This is a genomic window from Methylobacterium sp. J-092 (genome assembly GCF_022829325.1).
GTDB lineage: Bacteria > Pseudomonadota > Alphaproteobacteria > Rhizobiales > Beijerinckiaceae > Methylobacterium.
The window spans coordinates 16991-32926 of sequence record NZ_JAKSXU010000055.1; the positions used below are offsets into that span (position 1 = coordinate 16991).

General features: G+C 72.9%; 12 protein-coding genes. 7 read left to right on the forward strand and 5 right to left on the reverse strand.

Going from position 1 to position 15936, the window contains the following annotated elements; all coding sequences use genetic code 11:
• Positions 1-151: 151 nt before the first annotated feature.
• On the reverse strand, positions 152-1213 hold the full coding sequence (gene ruvB / locus MKK60_RS04525) for a Holliday junction branch migration DNA helicase RuvB (RefSeq protein ID WP_147843182.1): 1062 nt from the start codon (positions 1211-1213) through the stop codon (positions 152-154).
• A gap of 266 nt (positions 1214-1479) precedes the next feature.
• Between ruvB and MKK60_RS04530 the strand changes: the two genes are divergently transcribed.
• Positions 1480-4236: an autotransporter domain-containing protein gene (locus MKK60_RS04530; RefSeq protein WP_243984072.1), complete on the forward strand. Its 2757-nt coding sequence runs from the start codon at positions 1480-1482 to the stop codon at positions 4234-4236.
• Here MKK60_RS04530 and MKK60_RS04535 read toward each other — a convergent pair.
• Both MKK60_RS04535 and ggt read right to left on the reverse strand, forming a co-directional pair.
• Positions 4224-4538: a hypothetical protein gene (locus MKK60_RS04535; protein WP_147728504.1), complete on the reverse strand. Its 315-nt coding sequence runs from the start codon at positions 4536-4538 to the stop codon at positions 4224-4226. The genes MKK60_RS04530 and MKK60_RS04535 overlap by 13 nt on opposite strands.
• An 81-nt stretch (positions 4539-4619) precedes the next feature.
• Positions 4620-6311: a gamma-glutamyltransferase gene (gene ggt, locus MKK60_RS04540; protein WP_409567366.1), complete on the reverse strand. Its 1692-nt coding sequence runs from the start codon at positions 6309-6311 to the stop codon at positions 4620-4622.
• A 340-nt stretch (positions 6312-6651) separates the two neighbouring features.
• Between ggt and MKK60_RS04545 the strand changes: the two genes are divergently transcribed.
• Genes MKK60_RS04545 through MKK60_RS04555 form a run of 3 tightly spaced genes read left to right on the forward strand, consistent with a single transcriptional unit; the run spans position 6652 to position 9111 of the window.
• Positions 6652-7071, forward strand: coding sequence for an FKBP-type peptidyl-prolyl cis-trans isomerase (locus tag MKK60_RS04545; RefSeq protein ID WP_147728502.1), 420 nt, complete (start codon positions 6652-6654; stop codon positions 7069-7071).
• A gap of 35 nt (positions 7072-7106) precedes the next feature.
• The gene (locus tag MKK60_RS04550) at positions 7107-8492 is read left to right on the forward strand and encodes a Wadjet anti-phage system protein JetA family protein (RefSeq protein WP_243984073.1); all 1386 of its coding nucleotides are present in this window, start codon (positions 7107-7109) and stop codon (positions 8490-8492) included.
• Positions 8485-9111, forward strand: coding sequence for a DUF4194 domain-containing protein (locus MKK60_RS04555; protein ID WP_243984074.1), 627 nt, complete (start codon positions 8485-8487; stop codon positions 9109-9111). The genes MKK60_RS04550 and MKK60_RS04555 overlap by 8 nt, the downstream gene beginning before the upstream one ends.
• 1 nt (position 9112) lies before the next feature.
• Here the strand turns inward: MKK60_RS04555 and MKK60_RS04560 are convergent, their stop codons facing one another.
• On the reverse strand, positions 9113-9979 hold the full coding sequence (locus tag MKK60_RS04560; RefSeq protein WP_243984075.1) for a sialate O-acetylesterase: 867 nt from the start codon (positions 9977-9979) through the stop codon (positions 9113-9115).
• A gap of 160 nt (positions 9980-10139) precedes the next feature.
• On the opposite strand from MKK60_RS04560, the gene MKK60_RS04565 reads away from it, so the two are divergent.
• Positions 10140-13580 (forward strand): SbcC/MukB-like Walker B domain-containing protein, encoded by a 3441-nt coding sequence (locus tag MKK60_RS04565; RefSeq protein ID WP_243984076.1) that lies wholly within the window; start codon positions 10140-10142, stop codon positions 13578-13580.
• Positions 13581-13877: 297 nt separating this feature from the next.
• Here the strand turns inward: MKK60_RS04565 and MKK60_RS04570 are convergent, their stop codons facing one another.
• Positions 13878-14093: a hypothetical protein gene (locus MKK60_RS04570; protein ID WP_147729791.1), complete on the reverse strand. Its 216-nt coding sequence runs from the start codon at positions 14091-14093 to the stop codon at positions 13878-13880.
• A 427-nt stretch (positions 14094-14520) separates the two neighbouring features.
• Between MKK60_RS04570 and MKK60_RS04575 the strand changes: the two genes are divergently transcribed.
• Complete coding sequence (locus tag MKK60_RS04575; RefSeq protein WP_243984077.1) at positions 14521-15669, forward strand: S1C family serine protease; 1149 nt, start codon at positions 14521-14523, stop codon at positions 15667-15669.
• Entirely contained in the window at positions 15666-15932 is a 267-nt protein-coding gene (locus MKK60_RS04580) for a hypothetical protein (RefSeq protein WP_243984078.1), read from the forward strand. The genes MKK60_RS04575 and MKK60_RS04580 overlap by 4 nt, the downstream gene beginning before the upstream one ends.
• Positions 15933-15936: the final 4 nt, after the last annotated feature.

Genomic DNA, 15936 nt, shown 5'->3' on the forward strand with positions numbered 1-15936 from the left:
ACAAGTTTCCGAACCACGTCCTATGCCCAAGCGGCATAGCTGAAGCGGTGGAACGGCATGCGTCGACGGCGTTGCGCCGCAGCGGAACTCGATGAAACGCAACTTCGTGTCCCGTTCTCGAACGGTCGTTCCAGCAATGCGACGACACGGACTAGGTCTCGGGCTCGTCCTCGACGAAAAGGCCGATCTGCGTGATCGGATCGCGCTTGGGCATCGCGAAACCCATGTGCTTGAAGGCATGCTGCGTCAGCACCCGCCCGCGCGGCGTGCGCATCACGAAACCTTGCTGGATCAGGTAGGGCTCGATGATGTCCTCGATCGCGTCGCGGGGCTCCGAGAGCGCGGCCGCGATGGTCTCGATCCCGACGGGGCCGCCGCCGAAGGATTTCGCGATCATCGTGAGGTACTTTCGGTCCATCACGTCGAGGCCGACGGGATCGACGTCGAGCAGCTTCAGCGCCCGGTCGGCGATCGCCCGCGTCACGGTCGGCGCCTCGGCGACGACGGCGAAGTCGCGCACCCGCCGCAGTAGGCGGCCGGCGATGCGCGGGGTCCCGCGGGCCCGCCGGGCGATCTCGTTCGCGCCGTCGTCGGACATGCCGAGCCCGAGCACCCGCGCGCCGCGGCTGACGATGAGCTGCAGCTCGTCGATGTCGTAGAATTCGAGCCGGATCGGGATGCCGAAGCGATCGCGCAGCGGCGTCGTCAGCAGGCCCGCGCGGGTGGTGGCGCCGACGAGCGTGAACTTCGGCAGCTCGATCTTGACCGAGCGCGCCGCCGGCCCCTCGCCGATGATCAGGTCGAGCTGGTAATCCTCCATCGCCGGATAGAGGATCTCCTCCACCGCCGGGTTGAGGCGGTGGATCTCGTCGATGAAGAGCACGTCGCGCTCTTCGAGGTTGGTGAGCTGGGCCGCCAGATCCCCGGCCTTGGCGATCACCGGCCCGGAGGTCGAGCGGAAGTTCACGCCGAGCTCGCGCGCCACGATCTGCGCCAGGGTGGTCTTGCCGAGGCCAGGCGGCCCGACGAACAGGACGTGGTCGAGCGCCTGGCCGGTCATCTTCGCCGCCTGGATGAAGATCTCCATGTTAGCGCGCGCCGCCCGCTGCCCGATGAACTCGGACAGGCTCAGCGGACGGATGGTCTGATCGACGTCGTCGGCCCGCTTCTCCGGGTCGAGGATCGCGCTGGTCAGGGGTTTCGGCTTGCTCATGGAGCCTCGGCTGGGGATGCGATCCTCCTAACCCGCGCCCGCGGCGATGTCTAAGCGCGCCTCGCCGCCGTCGGATCGTCCGGCCAAGCCCGAAAAACAACCCTCGATTGTTTTTTCTTCGGCATGGTTGAGGTCGCGTTAATCGTTTCCCGGCCTCCTGGCCCCTGTCTTCACCGCCGCCCCGTGCCGTCGTTCCCGGCACCGGACCGACGACCGCGCCGTCGCGCGATCGCCGGATCGTCTCTTCGCGCCTTCGGATGGGCCGCATGCCGCACCTCGTATCCTGCCCGCCGCGCCGTCGCCTCCTCGCCACGACGGCGGTGCTGCCGCTGATCCTCGGGGCAGCGTCGATGGCGGCGCCCGATCCGGCCCGTGCGGCCTGCGTGGCGACCGCGACGGGCCTCGCCTGCGACGGGCCGGACGACGCGACGCTGGCGAGCCCGGTCGTCGGTCCCGGCGGCCTGTCGAAGGCCGGCACCGGCCGCGTCCTGCTCTCGGCCGCCAACACCTATGCCGGCGGCACCAGCCTCTTGGCCGGCACGCTCGCGACTTCCGCGCCCGGAACGCTCGGCGCGACCGACGGCGCCTTGCTGGTCTCGGGCGGGCGGCTCGACCTCGGCGGCACGACCCAGGCCGTCGGGCTGGTGCGGCTCACCGGCGGCACCATCGCCGACGGGACGCTGCGCGGCTCGGTCTACGACGTGCAGTCCGGCGGCATCGAGGCCGCGCTGACCGGCCCCGGGCCGCTGGTGAAGACCGGCGCCGGCACCGTGACGCTGTCCGGCGCCAACGACTTCTCCGGCGGCACCCGCGTCGATGGCGGCACGCTGCAGCTGACCGGGAGCGGTCGTCTCGGCGCGGCGGACGCGGCCCTCGTGGTCGGGGGCGGAACGCTCGATCTCGGCGGCACCGCCTCCAGCGCCGGCCCGGTGGTGCTCACCGCCGGCACGATCCGCAACGGCATGCTGCGCGGCGCGATCTATAGCCTGCAGAGCGGCACCGTGGACGCGGTGCTGTCGGGCCCCGGGACGCTCGCCAAGAGCGGCGACGGCACCGTCCTGCTGACCCAGGCCAACAGCTACGCCGGAACCACCTCGGTCACCAACGGGACCCTGCGCGCCGGCATCGCGGGCGCCCTCCCCGCGGGCAGCGCGCTCCTCGTCGCCGGTGCCGGGACCTTCGACCTCGCCGGCTACGACCAGAGCGTCGCCGCGCTGAACGGCGACGGTCGGGTCTCGCTGGGCGGAGCCACCCTCACCGCCGGCTCGAACGGCACCGACGCGCTGTTTTCCGGCACGATCGACGGCACCGGCACCGTCGTGAAGACCGGCGCCGGCCGCCTCGACCTCACCGGCGACAGCCCGTTCGCCGGCGGCGTGACGGTGGCGGAAGGCCGCCTGCGGGTCGGCGGCGACCTCGGCGCAGCCGATGTCGGCGTCGCCTCCGGCGCGACGATCGAGGGCATCGGCACGCTCGGCGGCCTCAGCGTCCGCAGCGGCGGCCGCGCGGCGCCGGGCTACGACGGGATCGGCACGCTGTCGGCCAACGGCAACGTGCTGTTCGAGGCAGGCTCGATCTTCCAGGTGAAGGCGGATGCGGCCGGCAACAGCGACCGGATCGCGGCGGGCGGCGTCGCGACCCTGCGCGGCGGCCTCGTCGACGTGCAGGCGCAGGCGGGCGCCTACAGCGCCAACACCACCTACACGATCCTCAAGGCAGCGGGCGGCGTGCAGGGGCAGTTCGCCGCCGTCACCTCCAACTTCGCCTTCCTGACGCCGTCGCTGACCTACGCGGACGACGCGGTGCAGCTGCACCTGACCCGCAACGACCTCGGCTTCGACACCGCCGGCGCGACGGTGAACGGCGTCGCCGCCGGCCGGCGCGCGCAGTCGCTCGGTGCCGGCCAGGCGGTCTACGACGCGGTCGGCCCGCTTTCCGCCGCCCAGGCCCGGCAGGCCTTCGACGCGCTCTCGGGCGAGGTCCACGCGAGCGCGGTCACCGCGCTCGTCGAGTCCGGCGGGCTGGTGCGCGAGGCGATCCTCGATCGGATGCGCTGGTCGGACGGCGCCGGCCTCACCTGCACGCCGGCCGCGCCCGGCCTGCCGATAGAGCGTGCACCGATCGCCCGGGTGCCGCTGAACTCCATGCCCGAATGCGGCACGGGCCTCGGCCCCGGCGGCCTCGACCAGCGGATCGTCGGCTTGTGGGGCCAGGGCTTCGGCAGCTTCGGGCGCACCGGCTCGGACGGCAACGCCGCCGCCCTCCAGCGCAACACCGGCGGCCTCGTGATCGGCGGCGACGTCGCCGCGAGCGACCTGATCCGCGTCGGCGCCGCCGCCGGCTACACCGACACCGCCCTCGACATCCCGCTGCGCATGTCGAGCGGCAACGTCCAGACCGGGTTCGGGTCGGTCTATGCCGGCATCGGCCTCGGCGCGCTCGACCTGCGGATCGGCGGCCTCTACGGCATCAGCGACACCGAGACCCGGCGCGATATCGCGTTCGCCGGCTTTCGCGACAGCGCCCGCGCCTCTTACGGCGGCAGCGTCGCGCAGGGCTTCGGCGAAATCGGCTACCGCATGGACCTCGCCGGCCTGACGCTGGAGCCCTTCGCCGGCGGTGCGGTGATCCGCGTCGGGCAGGACGCCTTTTCCGAGACCGGCGGCGCAGCGGCGCTCACCGGCGCGGCGCGCGACGCCACCGTGTCCACCGCGACCGCGGGCGTGCGGGCCGAGGCGCGGATCGACGGCTTCGTCGGCGGCCTGCCAATGCTGCTGCGCGGCCTCGTCGGGTATCGCGGCGCCTTCGGCGACGTCACCCCGAACGCGCTGCTTGCCTTCAATGCCGGCGGCGTCTCGGCGCTGACCCGCGGCGCGCCGGTCGACCGCAGCGCCGTGCTGCTCGAGACCGGGTTGAGCTGGATCGTCCTACCCTCGACCACCGTCGGCCTGTCCTATGCCGGGCAGATCGGCGCCCGCGCCCAGGACCACGGCGCCAAGGGCAACCTGACCTACCGCTTCTGACGCCGCCACCACGCGACGAGGGCGGCCCAGGTCCTCTCGATCCAGCGGGCGGCCTTCTCCAGCGGCACCTTCAGCCAGGGCACGTCCTGCGCCAGAAGCGCGAGGCCGAGCGGCAGCATCCACAGGCCGAGCACCGGCAGGATCGAGAAGATCCCGCCGAGGATGAGCAGCAGCGCGGCCCCCACCCGCAGCCACAGGCGCGACGGCTCGCGCAGCCAGCCGACGGCGCGCTGCAGCGGCGCGGGCAGCTTTTGGGAGAGGTGCGCGACGCGCTGATCCCAATCGTCGGGTGTCGGGTTCATCCTCCAGGAACGCACCAGCGACGAAAACGTCGCCGGATTTTCTCGGTCCCGGTGTGCGGACGGGGCAGCGTCGGGCGCCGCTCAGTAGCCCAGCGCCAAGCCGGTGTTCCGGCGCGGGTCGTTCGCCCCGTAGAACCGGTTCGCCCCGACCGCCTTGCCGCCGAGCACCGGCGCGCCGATCAGGATCGCGGCGAGGTGGTTGGCCGGCTGCGGCCCGGCGAAATGGTGGCCCATGCCCTCGAGGATCCTGCGGGTGTCGGGCGAGAGCGCGAACCGCTCGACGTTGGTGACGTCGGGCAGCCACTGGTTGTGGATGCGGGGCGCGTCGGCCGCCTCCTGCACGTTCATGCCGTAATCGACGACGTTCAGGATGCTGTGCAGCACCACGGTGAGGATGCGGCTGCCGCCCGGCGTGCCGGTGACGAGGACGGGCTTGCCGTCCTTGGTCACGATGGTCGGGCTCATCGAGCTCAGCGGCGTCTTGCCCGGCGCGATGGCGTTGGCCTCGCCCTGCACCAACCCGTAGATGTTCGGGACCCCGACCTTGGCGGTGAAGTCGTCCATCTCGTCGTTGAGCAGCACGCCGGTGCCGGGCACGGTGATGCGCGCGCCGAACCAGTCGTTCAAGGTGTAGGTCACCGAGACCGCGTTGCCGGCGCCGTCGACGATGGAATAATGCGTCGTGTTGCTGCCCTCGTGCGGCGGCACCCCCGGCTTGAGCCGGCTCGACACGCCGGCCTTGCCCGGATCGATCGCGCTCCGGATGGTCGCCGCGTAGGCCTTGTCGGTCAGGCGCGCGGTCGGGTTGTTGACGAAGTCGGGATCGCCCAGGTAGCTGTTGCGGTCGACGTAGGCGTGCCGCATCGCCTCGATCTCGTAGTGGATCGCCTGCGCCGAACCCCAGCCGAGATCGCCGAGGGGGTAGCCTTCGAGGATGTTCAACATCTCGCAGATGACGACGCCGCCCGAACTCGGCGGCGGGGCCGAGATCACGCGGTAGCCGCGATAGACGCACTCGACCGGCTTCAGCTCGCGGGTGCGGTAGCGGTCGAGGTCGGCCTGGACGATCAGGCCCTTGCCGGCCTGGCTGGAGGCGACGATCGCGCTGCCGACCGGGCCGCCGTAGAAGCCGGCCGCGCCGTGCTCGGCGATCGTCCGGAGCGTTCCCGCGAGATCCTTCTGCTTGAGCGTCCGGCCGGCCCGGAACGGCGCATCGCCGTCGACGAAGATCGCGGCGGAGGCCGGATCCCTGCGCAGGTCCGGGGTGGCGATGGCGAACATGTCGGCGTCGCCCTGCTCGAGGACGAAGCCGCCCTCGGCGTAGGCGATGGCCGGGGCGATCAGCTCGGCGCGGGCCATCGTCCCGTAGGTCTCGCGCGCCGTCTCCAGGCCGGAGACGGTGCCCGGCACCGCCACGGCGAGGGGGCCGCTGACGCTCAGGCCCTTGATGACGTTCCCATCCCTGTCGAGGTACATGTCGCGGGTCGCGGCCAGGGGCGCCTTCTCGCGAAAATCGAGGAAGGTCCGGCGCCCGTCGGCGAGCTGGACGGTCATGAAGCCGCCGCCGCCGAGGTTGCCCGCGGCCGGGTAGACCACCGCCAGCGCGTAGCCGACGGCCACCGCCGCATCGACGGCATTGCCGCCGCGCTTCAGCACGTCGACGCCGACCTGGGTCGCGAGGTGCTGCGCGGTCACGACCATGCCGTGCTCGGCCACCGCGGGCGCGATCGAGGCCGCTCGGGCCGGCATCGCGAGGGCGAGGATCGCGAGCATCGCCGCGACGGCCCGGGCCGGCCTGCGGTGCGACCCAGCCGTCCGCGTCGGGCCAGGGCTGCCGTCCGTTCGATCCAGGCGCATCGTCGCTCCGAGGAAAGTTGGTGAGGCCGCGCTCACGGCCCGGGCGGTGGAATGGGCCGCCAAGGTCGGCGCCGCGTCAACCGGCGCCGGGCGAAAATCGCGAAGGGCCGCCTCCCGCCCCGCAAGCTGCGTTCCGTGCCCGATCGCGGCGTCCGCCGACGGCGAAAAGCCCCGCCGGCTGGCCTCGGCCCCGGCCCTGCTGTTAAGAGGCCCCTCGACGGGCGGCCCGAAAGAGGCTCGGCCCGACGGAGGAACGATGCCTCGCTTTATTCTCCCCATCGCCGGAGCCGTGCTGATCGCCATGACCGCTGCCGCCAACGCCGACTACACCACCCTGCCCTCCGGCCTGAAGTATCAGGACGAAGTCGTCGGCACCGGGCCCGAGCCGAAGGCCGGCCAGAAGGTGACCGTGCAGTACACCGGCTGGCTCGACGACGCCGGCAAGAAGGGCAAGAAGTTCGATTCCTCGCGGGATCGCAACCAGCCCTTCACCTTCACCCTCGGCGCCGGCCAGGTCATCCAGGGCTGGGACCTCGGCGTCGCCACGATGAAGCAGGGCGGCAAGCGCACCCTGGTGATCCCGGCCGAGCTCGGCTACGGCGCCCGCGGCGCCGGCGGCATCATCCCGCCCGGCGCGACGCTGATCTTCGACGTCGAGCTTCTCGGCGCGAAGTAACGCGGACGGCTGCGCGAACGCGGGAGTTCGAGACGATGCTGTTCGCGCAGCTTCCCGACGACCTGTTCCGGCCGCTGGCCTCGCCGAGCCGGGCCTTCAACGCCGCGCTGCTGCTGCACCTGCACCGCAAGGTGATGGGCACCAGCCCCGACCCGGTGCGCAAGGCGGAGCTGCTGGCCGCCATCGGCGACTTCTCCGCCGACTGGGCGCTCGACCAGCAATCCGACGACGAGCCGGTGCCGGTCGATCCGATCGAGCGGCGCTCGGCGCTGTTCCGGCGCTTTCTCGAGACCGGCTGGCTGATCGAGCGGCGCGAGCGCTACGTGCCGGTGGTCGATTTCGACCCCGAGGCGCGGCTGCTGCTCGAGGAGCTGTCGCGGATGGAGCGCGGCGAGACCCGCTCCTACGGTGCCGCGATCCTCGACGTGCTCGGCAGCCTGGAGAGCGCGATCGCCAACCCGGCCGACCGCTCCGAGGCGCTCGGCAACGCGGCCCGCGCGGCGCAGGCCTTCCTCGGGCACGTCCGCGGGCTGGCCGGCGCGATGCGCAAGATCGAGGAGCGCATTCTGCACGAGGAGGATATGCGCGCCGCCTTCCGCCTCTACTTCGAGGACTTCGTCGAGCGCCACCTGATCAGCGACTACCGGACGCTGCACACGCGCTACAACCCGTTCCGCTTCCGCTCGGCGATCGTGCGCGAGGCGGGCCGCGCGCTGCGCGACCCGCTGCTGATCCGCGCGCTCGCCGAGGCGATCCTGCGCGAGGGAAGAGCGGCGGAACTCCGCATCGCCGAGCGCGGCGTGCGCGCCGACCTCACCCAGATCCTGTCGATCTTCGAAGGGCTCGACCGGCACCTCGACGCCGTCGACGACGTGGTCGCGCGGATGGAGCGCCGGATCGCGGCCGCCGTCCGCTACATGGACCGGCCGGATTCGGCCGGGATCGAGCGCACGGCGGCGGCCCTGCGCGCGGTCGGCGCCGCGGCGGCCGCACCGGACGTGGCACCGGCGATCTCGCTGCTGCGCCCGCCGATCGGGACGCCGCACCTCGCGATCCCGCGCGGGCGAAAAGTCCCGATCGAAACCGAGGCGCTGCCGGATTTCGAGATCGATCCCGCGATCGAGGCCTTCGTCGAGGCGAAGGCGGCCTATCGCCGGCGCACCACCGTGACGGCGGAGACGATGACCGCCTTCCTCGACCGCCACCTCGGGCCCGACGGCACCCTGCGCGGCTCGGCGATCGCGGTCGCCGACGTCGACGCCTTCGTCGTGTTCCAGCGCCTGCGCGAGATCGACGTGCTGTTCGAGGGCGCGCTCGGCACGCGCTACACGATCGCCCGCGTGGAGGGCCGGCTCGCGAACGGGTGGCTCGACTGCCCGGACTTCGTCATCCGCCGCATCTCGGGCGACCGGCATGCTTGAGCCGTTCCGCACCATCGTCGACGGCGAGGAGCCGCCCCCGCCCGGCGCCCGCGCGCCCGACGTGGAGGAGCTGACCCGCGCGCTCGCGGTGCTGCTGAAGGGCCAGGTGATCTACGCGAACACCCCCGGCATCGGCCGCAGCTACGAGATCGCGCGCCACTACGCCCCGTTCTTCACCGACTACTTCGCCTGCCTCGGCTACGCGCTGACCGTGTCGCACCGCGACCAGATGGTCTCGCTCACGCTGGCCCAGGACGGCCCGCGTCACGACATCGTCGCCGAGCGCCTGCGCAAGGACGAGACCCTGGTGCTGCTGGCGCTCCGCCTGATCTACGAGGAAGGCTTGCGCGATCACCGCGTCTCCACCGACGGGCTCGTCGAGTGCACCACCGACGACGTCACCGAGCGCATCCGCACCGCCGCCCGCAGCGATCCGCCCGAGGAGACGCGGCTGATCGAGATCCTGCGCCTGATCGCCCGCCGCGGCGGGCTGCGGCTCGGCGAGCGCGACAGGGCTGAGCGCGTCACCCCGGTGAGCGTGCTGCCCGGCATCCTGGTGCTCGCCTCGGACGCGTGGCTCGACCGCCTGCGGGCGTGGTCCGAGGCGGCCGAGGGCTGAGTCAGGGCTTCGCCGCCCGTGGCGTGGGCAGCAGCGTGCGCAAAGCCTCGAAGTAGCGCCGACCGAGGATGCGCTGCGAGGCCGCGTCGAAATGGATCTTGTCGCCGGGGTTTCCGGTCAGCCCGTCGGCCGAGACGTCGACCGTCCGCGGCACCGTGTCGGCGAGGTGCGCGAGCGCGTCGAGGATCGCGGTCTGCGCGGGCGTCGGCTTCACCCATTCCGGCTCAAAGCGCCCCGTCACGAACGGCGCGTTCCGCGCGCCGCCGATGCGGGCGCGGAACGCGGCGACGGTGCGCGTGAGCCGCGCGGCGTAGTCCGGGCCGGACAGCGCGCCGACGTCGGCCTCGCCCTGGTGCCAGAGGATCGCGGCGAGGCAGGCGTTCGGCGCGGCGGCGAGCGCCGCGTTGGTGCGCATCACCGCAGCCTCGAACAGGTCGTCGCCGGGGTTCCAGCGGCCGTTGGCGAAGCCGGTGCCGCCGACGGCCGCGGGCACGAGCAGGATCCGGCGGCCCGGCGGCCGCGCGGCGATGTAGGCGCGGGCGAAGCTCAAGCCGAGGCCGACCCGCCCCGCGGCGGCCCCCGGATGCAGGAGCGGATCGATCGCGGCCACGATCCGGCCACGGCCGCCGGCCTGGCTCCACTGCCCGATGCGCGGATCGGGCGTCCCGTCGAGCGCGGCGTCGAAGCCCAGGCCGAACCCGACCATGTTCGACTGCCCGGCGAGCAGCACCACGTCGGTGCCCCGCCCCCGATCGGTCGGCGTGCAAACCCCCGCCGTCGCGGGCGACGCCAGCGCGAGGCCGACGAGGGCCGAAACGCCGAGCCTCCTGGCCCGGCGAGGACCCGTGCGCTGCGTTCTCAAGATCATGGCTGCCGTGCCCGCGCCCCCGGGATCGAGGGGCTTCCGGCCCCCCTCTACACCGAAAACCCGCGGCGCCGCCGCCGTCCGTGCTCTGCGCGCCCTTGCGTCTGCCCGCGCGGTTGGCCAACTGGGCGCCCCCGCCTCACCCGGATCGGACCCGCCCCCGGTGTACCGCCTCACCGACATCGCCCTTTCGAATTGGTACCTCATCCGGCGCGAGCAGATTCGGATTCGGGGCGCGGCGGCGCTCGTCGGGCCGACGGGGGCCGGCAAGTCGACGATCTTCGATGCGGTCGGCACCGTGCTGGCCGGCAACAATGCCAGCCGGCTGGCGCTGAACGCCTCGGCCTCGGGCCGCAGCGCACGCACCGTGCGCGACTACTGCCTCGGCTGGATCAGCGACCCGGCCGAGGGCGGGCGCCCGACGCGCGAGGCCTGCGAGACCGTCATCGCCCTAGTGTTCGAGAACGCGGAGAGCGGGCGCACGGTCTCCTTCGGGCTGGCGCTCGCCGCGCGGGCGACCGACCAGAAGGAGGAGGTGCTTTCCCGCTTCATCGCCACCGGGCACCGCTTCGAGATCGGCGACTACCTGCGCACCAATGCCGAGGGCAGCTTCACCGCGCCGTGGACCGAGATCGCCAAGGACCTGCGGGTGCGGGCCGAGCGCTTCGAGGAGTTCCGCTCCTCCGGAGAGCGCTTCACGGCGGAAGTGCTGGCGACCCTGCGCGAGGGTGCGCCGGCGCCGGACCCGCGCCACTTCCTGCGCACCTTCTCGAACGCGGTCGCGTTCAAACCGATCTTCGATTCGAGCGCCTTCGTGCGCAGCTTCGTCCTCGACCCCGAGCCGCTCGACGTCGCCCGCGTCCGGCAATCGGTCGAGAATTGGCGCCGGCTGCTGGAGACGATCGAGGAGCTGGAGGTCAAGCTCGCGCGGCTGAAGCGTCTCGCCGGGCGCTACGAATCCTGGGCCGATGCGGTGCTCGCCTCCGGCATCCACGAGGCCCGGGCGGCCAGCGCCGAGCTGCGCCGCCGCTGCCACGATCTCGTGGCGGTGCGGGCCAAGCTCCGCGCCGGCGCCGAGCCGCTGCGGATCGCCCGCGAGAGCGTCGCCACGAGCCGCGGCTTCGTGCGCGACATCGACGGGGAGATCGCCGAGAAGAAGGCCCTCGTCGTCGGCGGCGCCACGGACGGGCGCCTGGCCGCCTCGACCATCGGCCTGTCGATGCTGGAGCGCGACCGGCGGGACCTGGCGGCCCGGGTCGCCGACCTCGTCGGCCTCGTCGGGCAGATGGGCAAGCTCCAGGCGGTCGCGCCGGTGCTGCGCCAGGTGGCGCCGCAGGCCGCGCGGCTCGCCGAGGCCTGCGCCCGCTCGGGGCTGCGCCGCGAGGCCCCGCCGGAGGAGACCCTGCGCCACGACGGGCCCCTCCCCGACCTGATCGAGGGCCTGCTGCGGCTGCCCGAGTTCGACGAGGCCCTGGACCGGGCCGCCGAGGACACGGCGCTGAAGGCCCGCGCGCAGGAGAGCGAGGCCGAGCGCTCGGCCCCCGCCCCGGCCGCAGGGCACGGCGCGCGGCTCTCCTCCGACACGGTCGCCTTCCGCGCCGAGCTGGCCCGGCGCAACATCGATGCCGTGCCGGTCTGCGAGCTCGCGGAGATCGTCGATCCGCATTGGGGGCCGGCGCTCGAGGGCCTGCTCGGCCGGGCGCGCGAAGCCCTCGTGGTCGCGCCCGACCGGCTCGAGGAGGCGCTCGGCGTGCTCCAGGGCAACCGCGACCGCTTCAGCCGCTGCATCCTGGTGAAGACGACCGACACCGCCGGCCAGCGGGCGCGCCGCTTCGACGACGGCCCGCTCTCGGTGATCGAGACCGACGACCCGCACGCCGCCGCCTTCCTCGGCGTGCGGCTCGGCGGCTACGATCTCGCCCGCGACGACGCCGAGCTGCGCCGGATGAGCCGCGCCGTGGCGCCGAGCGGGCGCACCACCGCCGGCATGGCCTACTCGGTGACCCGCTCGGTCGACCTGCTGATGACGCGCGGCCAGCGCGGCCCCACCGCCGAAGGCCGGCGCAACCACGAGGTCGCGGTGGCGGAGGCCAAGCGCCTGCGCGGCGAGGCCGTGGTCCTGCGCGAGGCCGCGCGGACGGCGGCGGCGATCCGCGCGCGCATCGCCCGCGGCGTCGAGGATTGCGACGCCCTGCGCGAGGAGATCGACGGGATCGAGGGCCGCAAGCGCACGCTCGCCACCGAGCGCGAGGCGATCGAGAAGCGCGACACCGCCGGCCTCGCCGAGGAGATCAAGGCGCTCACCGCCGAGCGCATCGCCTATCTGCGCGAGCTCTCCGAGGTGCTGGAACCGAAGCTCGACGGCCTGCTCGCCGAGGAGGCCGGGCTCAAGGCGCGGCTCGGGGCCGGGCGCGAGGCGGCGCGCGCCGCCTTCGCCGCCCGCCGCAGCGCCCTGCATAGGCTCGCCAGCGGGGATTGCCTGCGCATCCGCATGGTGCGCGGGCAGGTGTTCTCGGCCGCCCCCGTCCACGCGATCCGCGCGGAATTGGCCGGGCTGGAGGCGAAGGCGATCTCGGCTGCGGCATCGGCCGAGCGCAGCCTCGCGCAGGAGGCGGCCGAGAGCGCGCGCTCGCACGGCCGCGCGGCCGAGCGCGACCTCGCCGAGTATTGCGCCCAGTGGCGGATCGACAACCCGCTCGGCCGCGGCGACGGCAACCGCGGCGACCAGCCGGCGACCTTGGGCTATGCCTGGGTCCGGCGCGAGCACGACGAGGTCGAGGGGCACGAGCTGCGCCGCTACCGCGCCCAGGCCGAGCGGGCGACGGACGAGATGCGCCGCCTGATGACGGAGGACCTGCTGACGCGGCTCGCCGACAAGTTCGAGCGGGTGCGCGCGCGGCTCGACGCGCTCAACGAGCGGCTCTCGACCCAGCGCTTCACCGGCCAGACCTACGCCTTCGAGGCCGTGGTCGACCGCCGCTACGCCGCCGTCCACGCGCTGGCGACCGAGGTGGCGCGCTCGCCCGACGCGGCCCAGGCGCTGCTGCCGGACGACGGCGAGGGCCCGATGGCCGCTGCGCTTGCCGAGGTCACCGCCCTGATCTCCGGCGCCGAGGACGCGGCACGCCTGGCCGACTACCGCAACTACTTCGTCTACGAGATCGGGATGCGGGACGGGGCGGGAAACCGCACCACGATGTCGAGCCGGGCGCTGCGTGGATCGGGCGGCGAGGCGCAGGCACCGTTCTACGTGGCGATCGCGGCCTCGCTTGCCAGCGCCTACTATCCGGGCGACCGGCCGGGCGACGAGAATCCGGGCTTCGGCCTGTGCCTGCTAGACGAGGCGTTCTCGAAGCTCGACGTGCGCAACAGCCAGGCGCTGGTCGATCTCTACGCGGCGTGGGGGCTGCAGCTGCTCATCGCCGCCCCGGAGGACAAGCGCACCACGCTGACCGAGGTGATGGACACCATCGTCACCGTCTACAAGAGCCCGGATCTCGCCTCGGTGCGGATCGAGTCCGAGCACCCGCTGGAGGCGGCCAAGCGTGCGCTGCACGCGATCAATCCGGAGCGGTACGACGACGATCGCGATGCGGCCGAGTAGGCTGCGCGATCGCAATTAGGCACCGCCGGCGCGAGAACGATCGGGAGAACGTCCGGCCAGCGGTGCCAGCCAGACGAGAGGGGGGAACTCATCGAGCCGATTACACCCTAGGGTTTGCTCGGCCGATCGCCATTCACATTTGTGAAAGTGCCGACGACAAAACTCCGGCGCGTTGGACTTATGCACCGTCGCGCATTGTGGGCGGCCGGCGGTCGGCAGCGCGACCGCGCCGCCGCATCGGGCCGGGCGCGGTCGCGTCGCGGAAGCGCCGCCCGTCCGGGGGGCCGGCGCGACGTCTCAGTTCAGGTAGGTGCGGATCCAGTTCGGGGACAGGATCTCGCCCTCGTCCGTGATGATCCAGGGCTGCTTGGCCGGGTCGGTCAGCGCGCCGGCGGCGGCGGCGATCGCCTCGCGCAGGGTGCCGTAGCGCTTGGGCTGCGCCAGCGGCGAGCTTGCCGGCAGGGTGCGCCAGATCGTCAGATCGGCGGGTCGTTCGAGGGCCTCGGTTTCCATCTCACTCTTTTCCTTCCGAAACGGTATCGTCCGTTCAGGCGTCCACGGCCGGCACCAGGGCTGGCCGATCAGGAACGCAGCGTATTTGCCCAGACATCGAAGCATCTCTAAGGCAGCTTCACGATCATTGCGGCACCCTCGTCAGGAACCGGTCATGATTGCGTCGCAAATCGCCCGCGTCGGATTGCCGACCACCGGTGGCAGATCGGGCGCGAACACCTCAGGACTTCGTTTCGTCTTGTCGAAACTGTGGTCTTGAGGAATGACCATTCCGTTAGCGTCTCCGCCGCAGCGCGACGGTGCGGCGCCGCACCTTGACCATTCCCGTGCGAGAACGTTGAAGCGGGCAGGCTGAATGCCACGTTAAGGGTCGACGGATCGCGGGTCGGCCGCGTCGTCGTGCCCGTCGGTCGGAGATCGCGTCATCGTGCCGGATCGTTTCGCGCGCCTCGTGCTGGCCGCCATCCTGGTGCTGCTGGCGCTGTTCGTCGCACAGCCCTACGTCACCGCGTTCCTGTTCTCGCGGGAGGTCCCGCGCGCGGTGACCGCCCGCGGCGACCTCGCACCGGCGGAGGCGACCACCGTCGCGCTGTTCGAGCGGGCGAGCCCTTCGGTGGTGCACGTCTTCGCGCAAGGCGCGGCGCGCGGCGCTGACCTGATGAGCCTCGACGACGAATCCGAGCAGGGCCAGGAGGGCGGCCGGTCGGGCAACACCCAGACCGGGACCGGCTTCGTCTGGGATGCCGGCGGCCACGTCGTCACCAACAACCACGTCGTCCAGGCGGCGATCCAGTCGGGCGGGTCGATCTCGGTGCGCCTGTCCTCGGGCGAGGTGGTCTCCGCGACCGTGGTCGGCGCCGCGCCGGCCTACGACCTTGCGGTGCTGCGGCTCGGCCGGGTGGCGAAGGCGCCGCCGCCGCTCGCCATCGGCACCTCGGCCGACCTGAAGGTCGGGCAGTCCACCTTCGCCATCGGCAACCCGTTCGGGCTCGACCACACCCTCACCACCGGCGTGATCAGCGCGCTCCAGCGGCGCCTGCCGACGAGCGAGGGCCGCGAATTGTCCGGCGTGATCCAGACCGATGCGGCGATCAACCCCGGCAATTCCGGCGGGCCGCTGCTCGATTCCGCCGGCCGGCTGATCGGCGTCAACACCGCGATCTTCTCGCCGTCCGGGGCGAGCGCCGGCATCGGCTTCGCGGTGCCGGTGGACGTGGTCAACCGCGTGGTGCCCGATCTCATCCGCAACGGGCGCGTGCGCAACCCCGGCATCGGCATCATCGCCGGCCAGGAGGCGACCGCCGCCCGGCTCGGCATCGACGGCGTCGTGGTGCTCCGCGTCCTGCGCGGATCGCCGGCCGCCGGCGCGGGCCTGCGCGGGGTCGACCCGCAGACGGGGGCGATCGGCGACGTCGTCGGCGGCGTCGGCGACCGCCCGGTCCACCGCCTGGCCGACCTCACCGCGGCGCTCGAGGCGGCGGGTCTCGGCCAGCCCATCGACCTCGCGGTCGAGCGGGACGGGCGCACCCGCCGCGTGCGCATCACGACGGCGGACGTCGCGGAGAACCGGCCATGATCCCCACCCTCGCCGTGCTGATCGGCCTCGCCGCCGGCCTCTCGATCGCCGCCCCCCTCCCCGCGCCAGCCGCCGAGAAGCCGGCGCGCCCGCGGCTCTGTCCCGAGGACGCGCCGGAAGGCGTGCGCCTGCCGCCGCAGCCGGGCTGCGGATCGCGCGGGATCCCGGCGCCGCGGCGCGATTCCGGGTTCCACGAGATCCTTCCGGGCACGGGCATCCGCATCAGCGGGCGCGCGAGTTCCAGCTTCGACATGCGGCGCTAGGCGG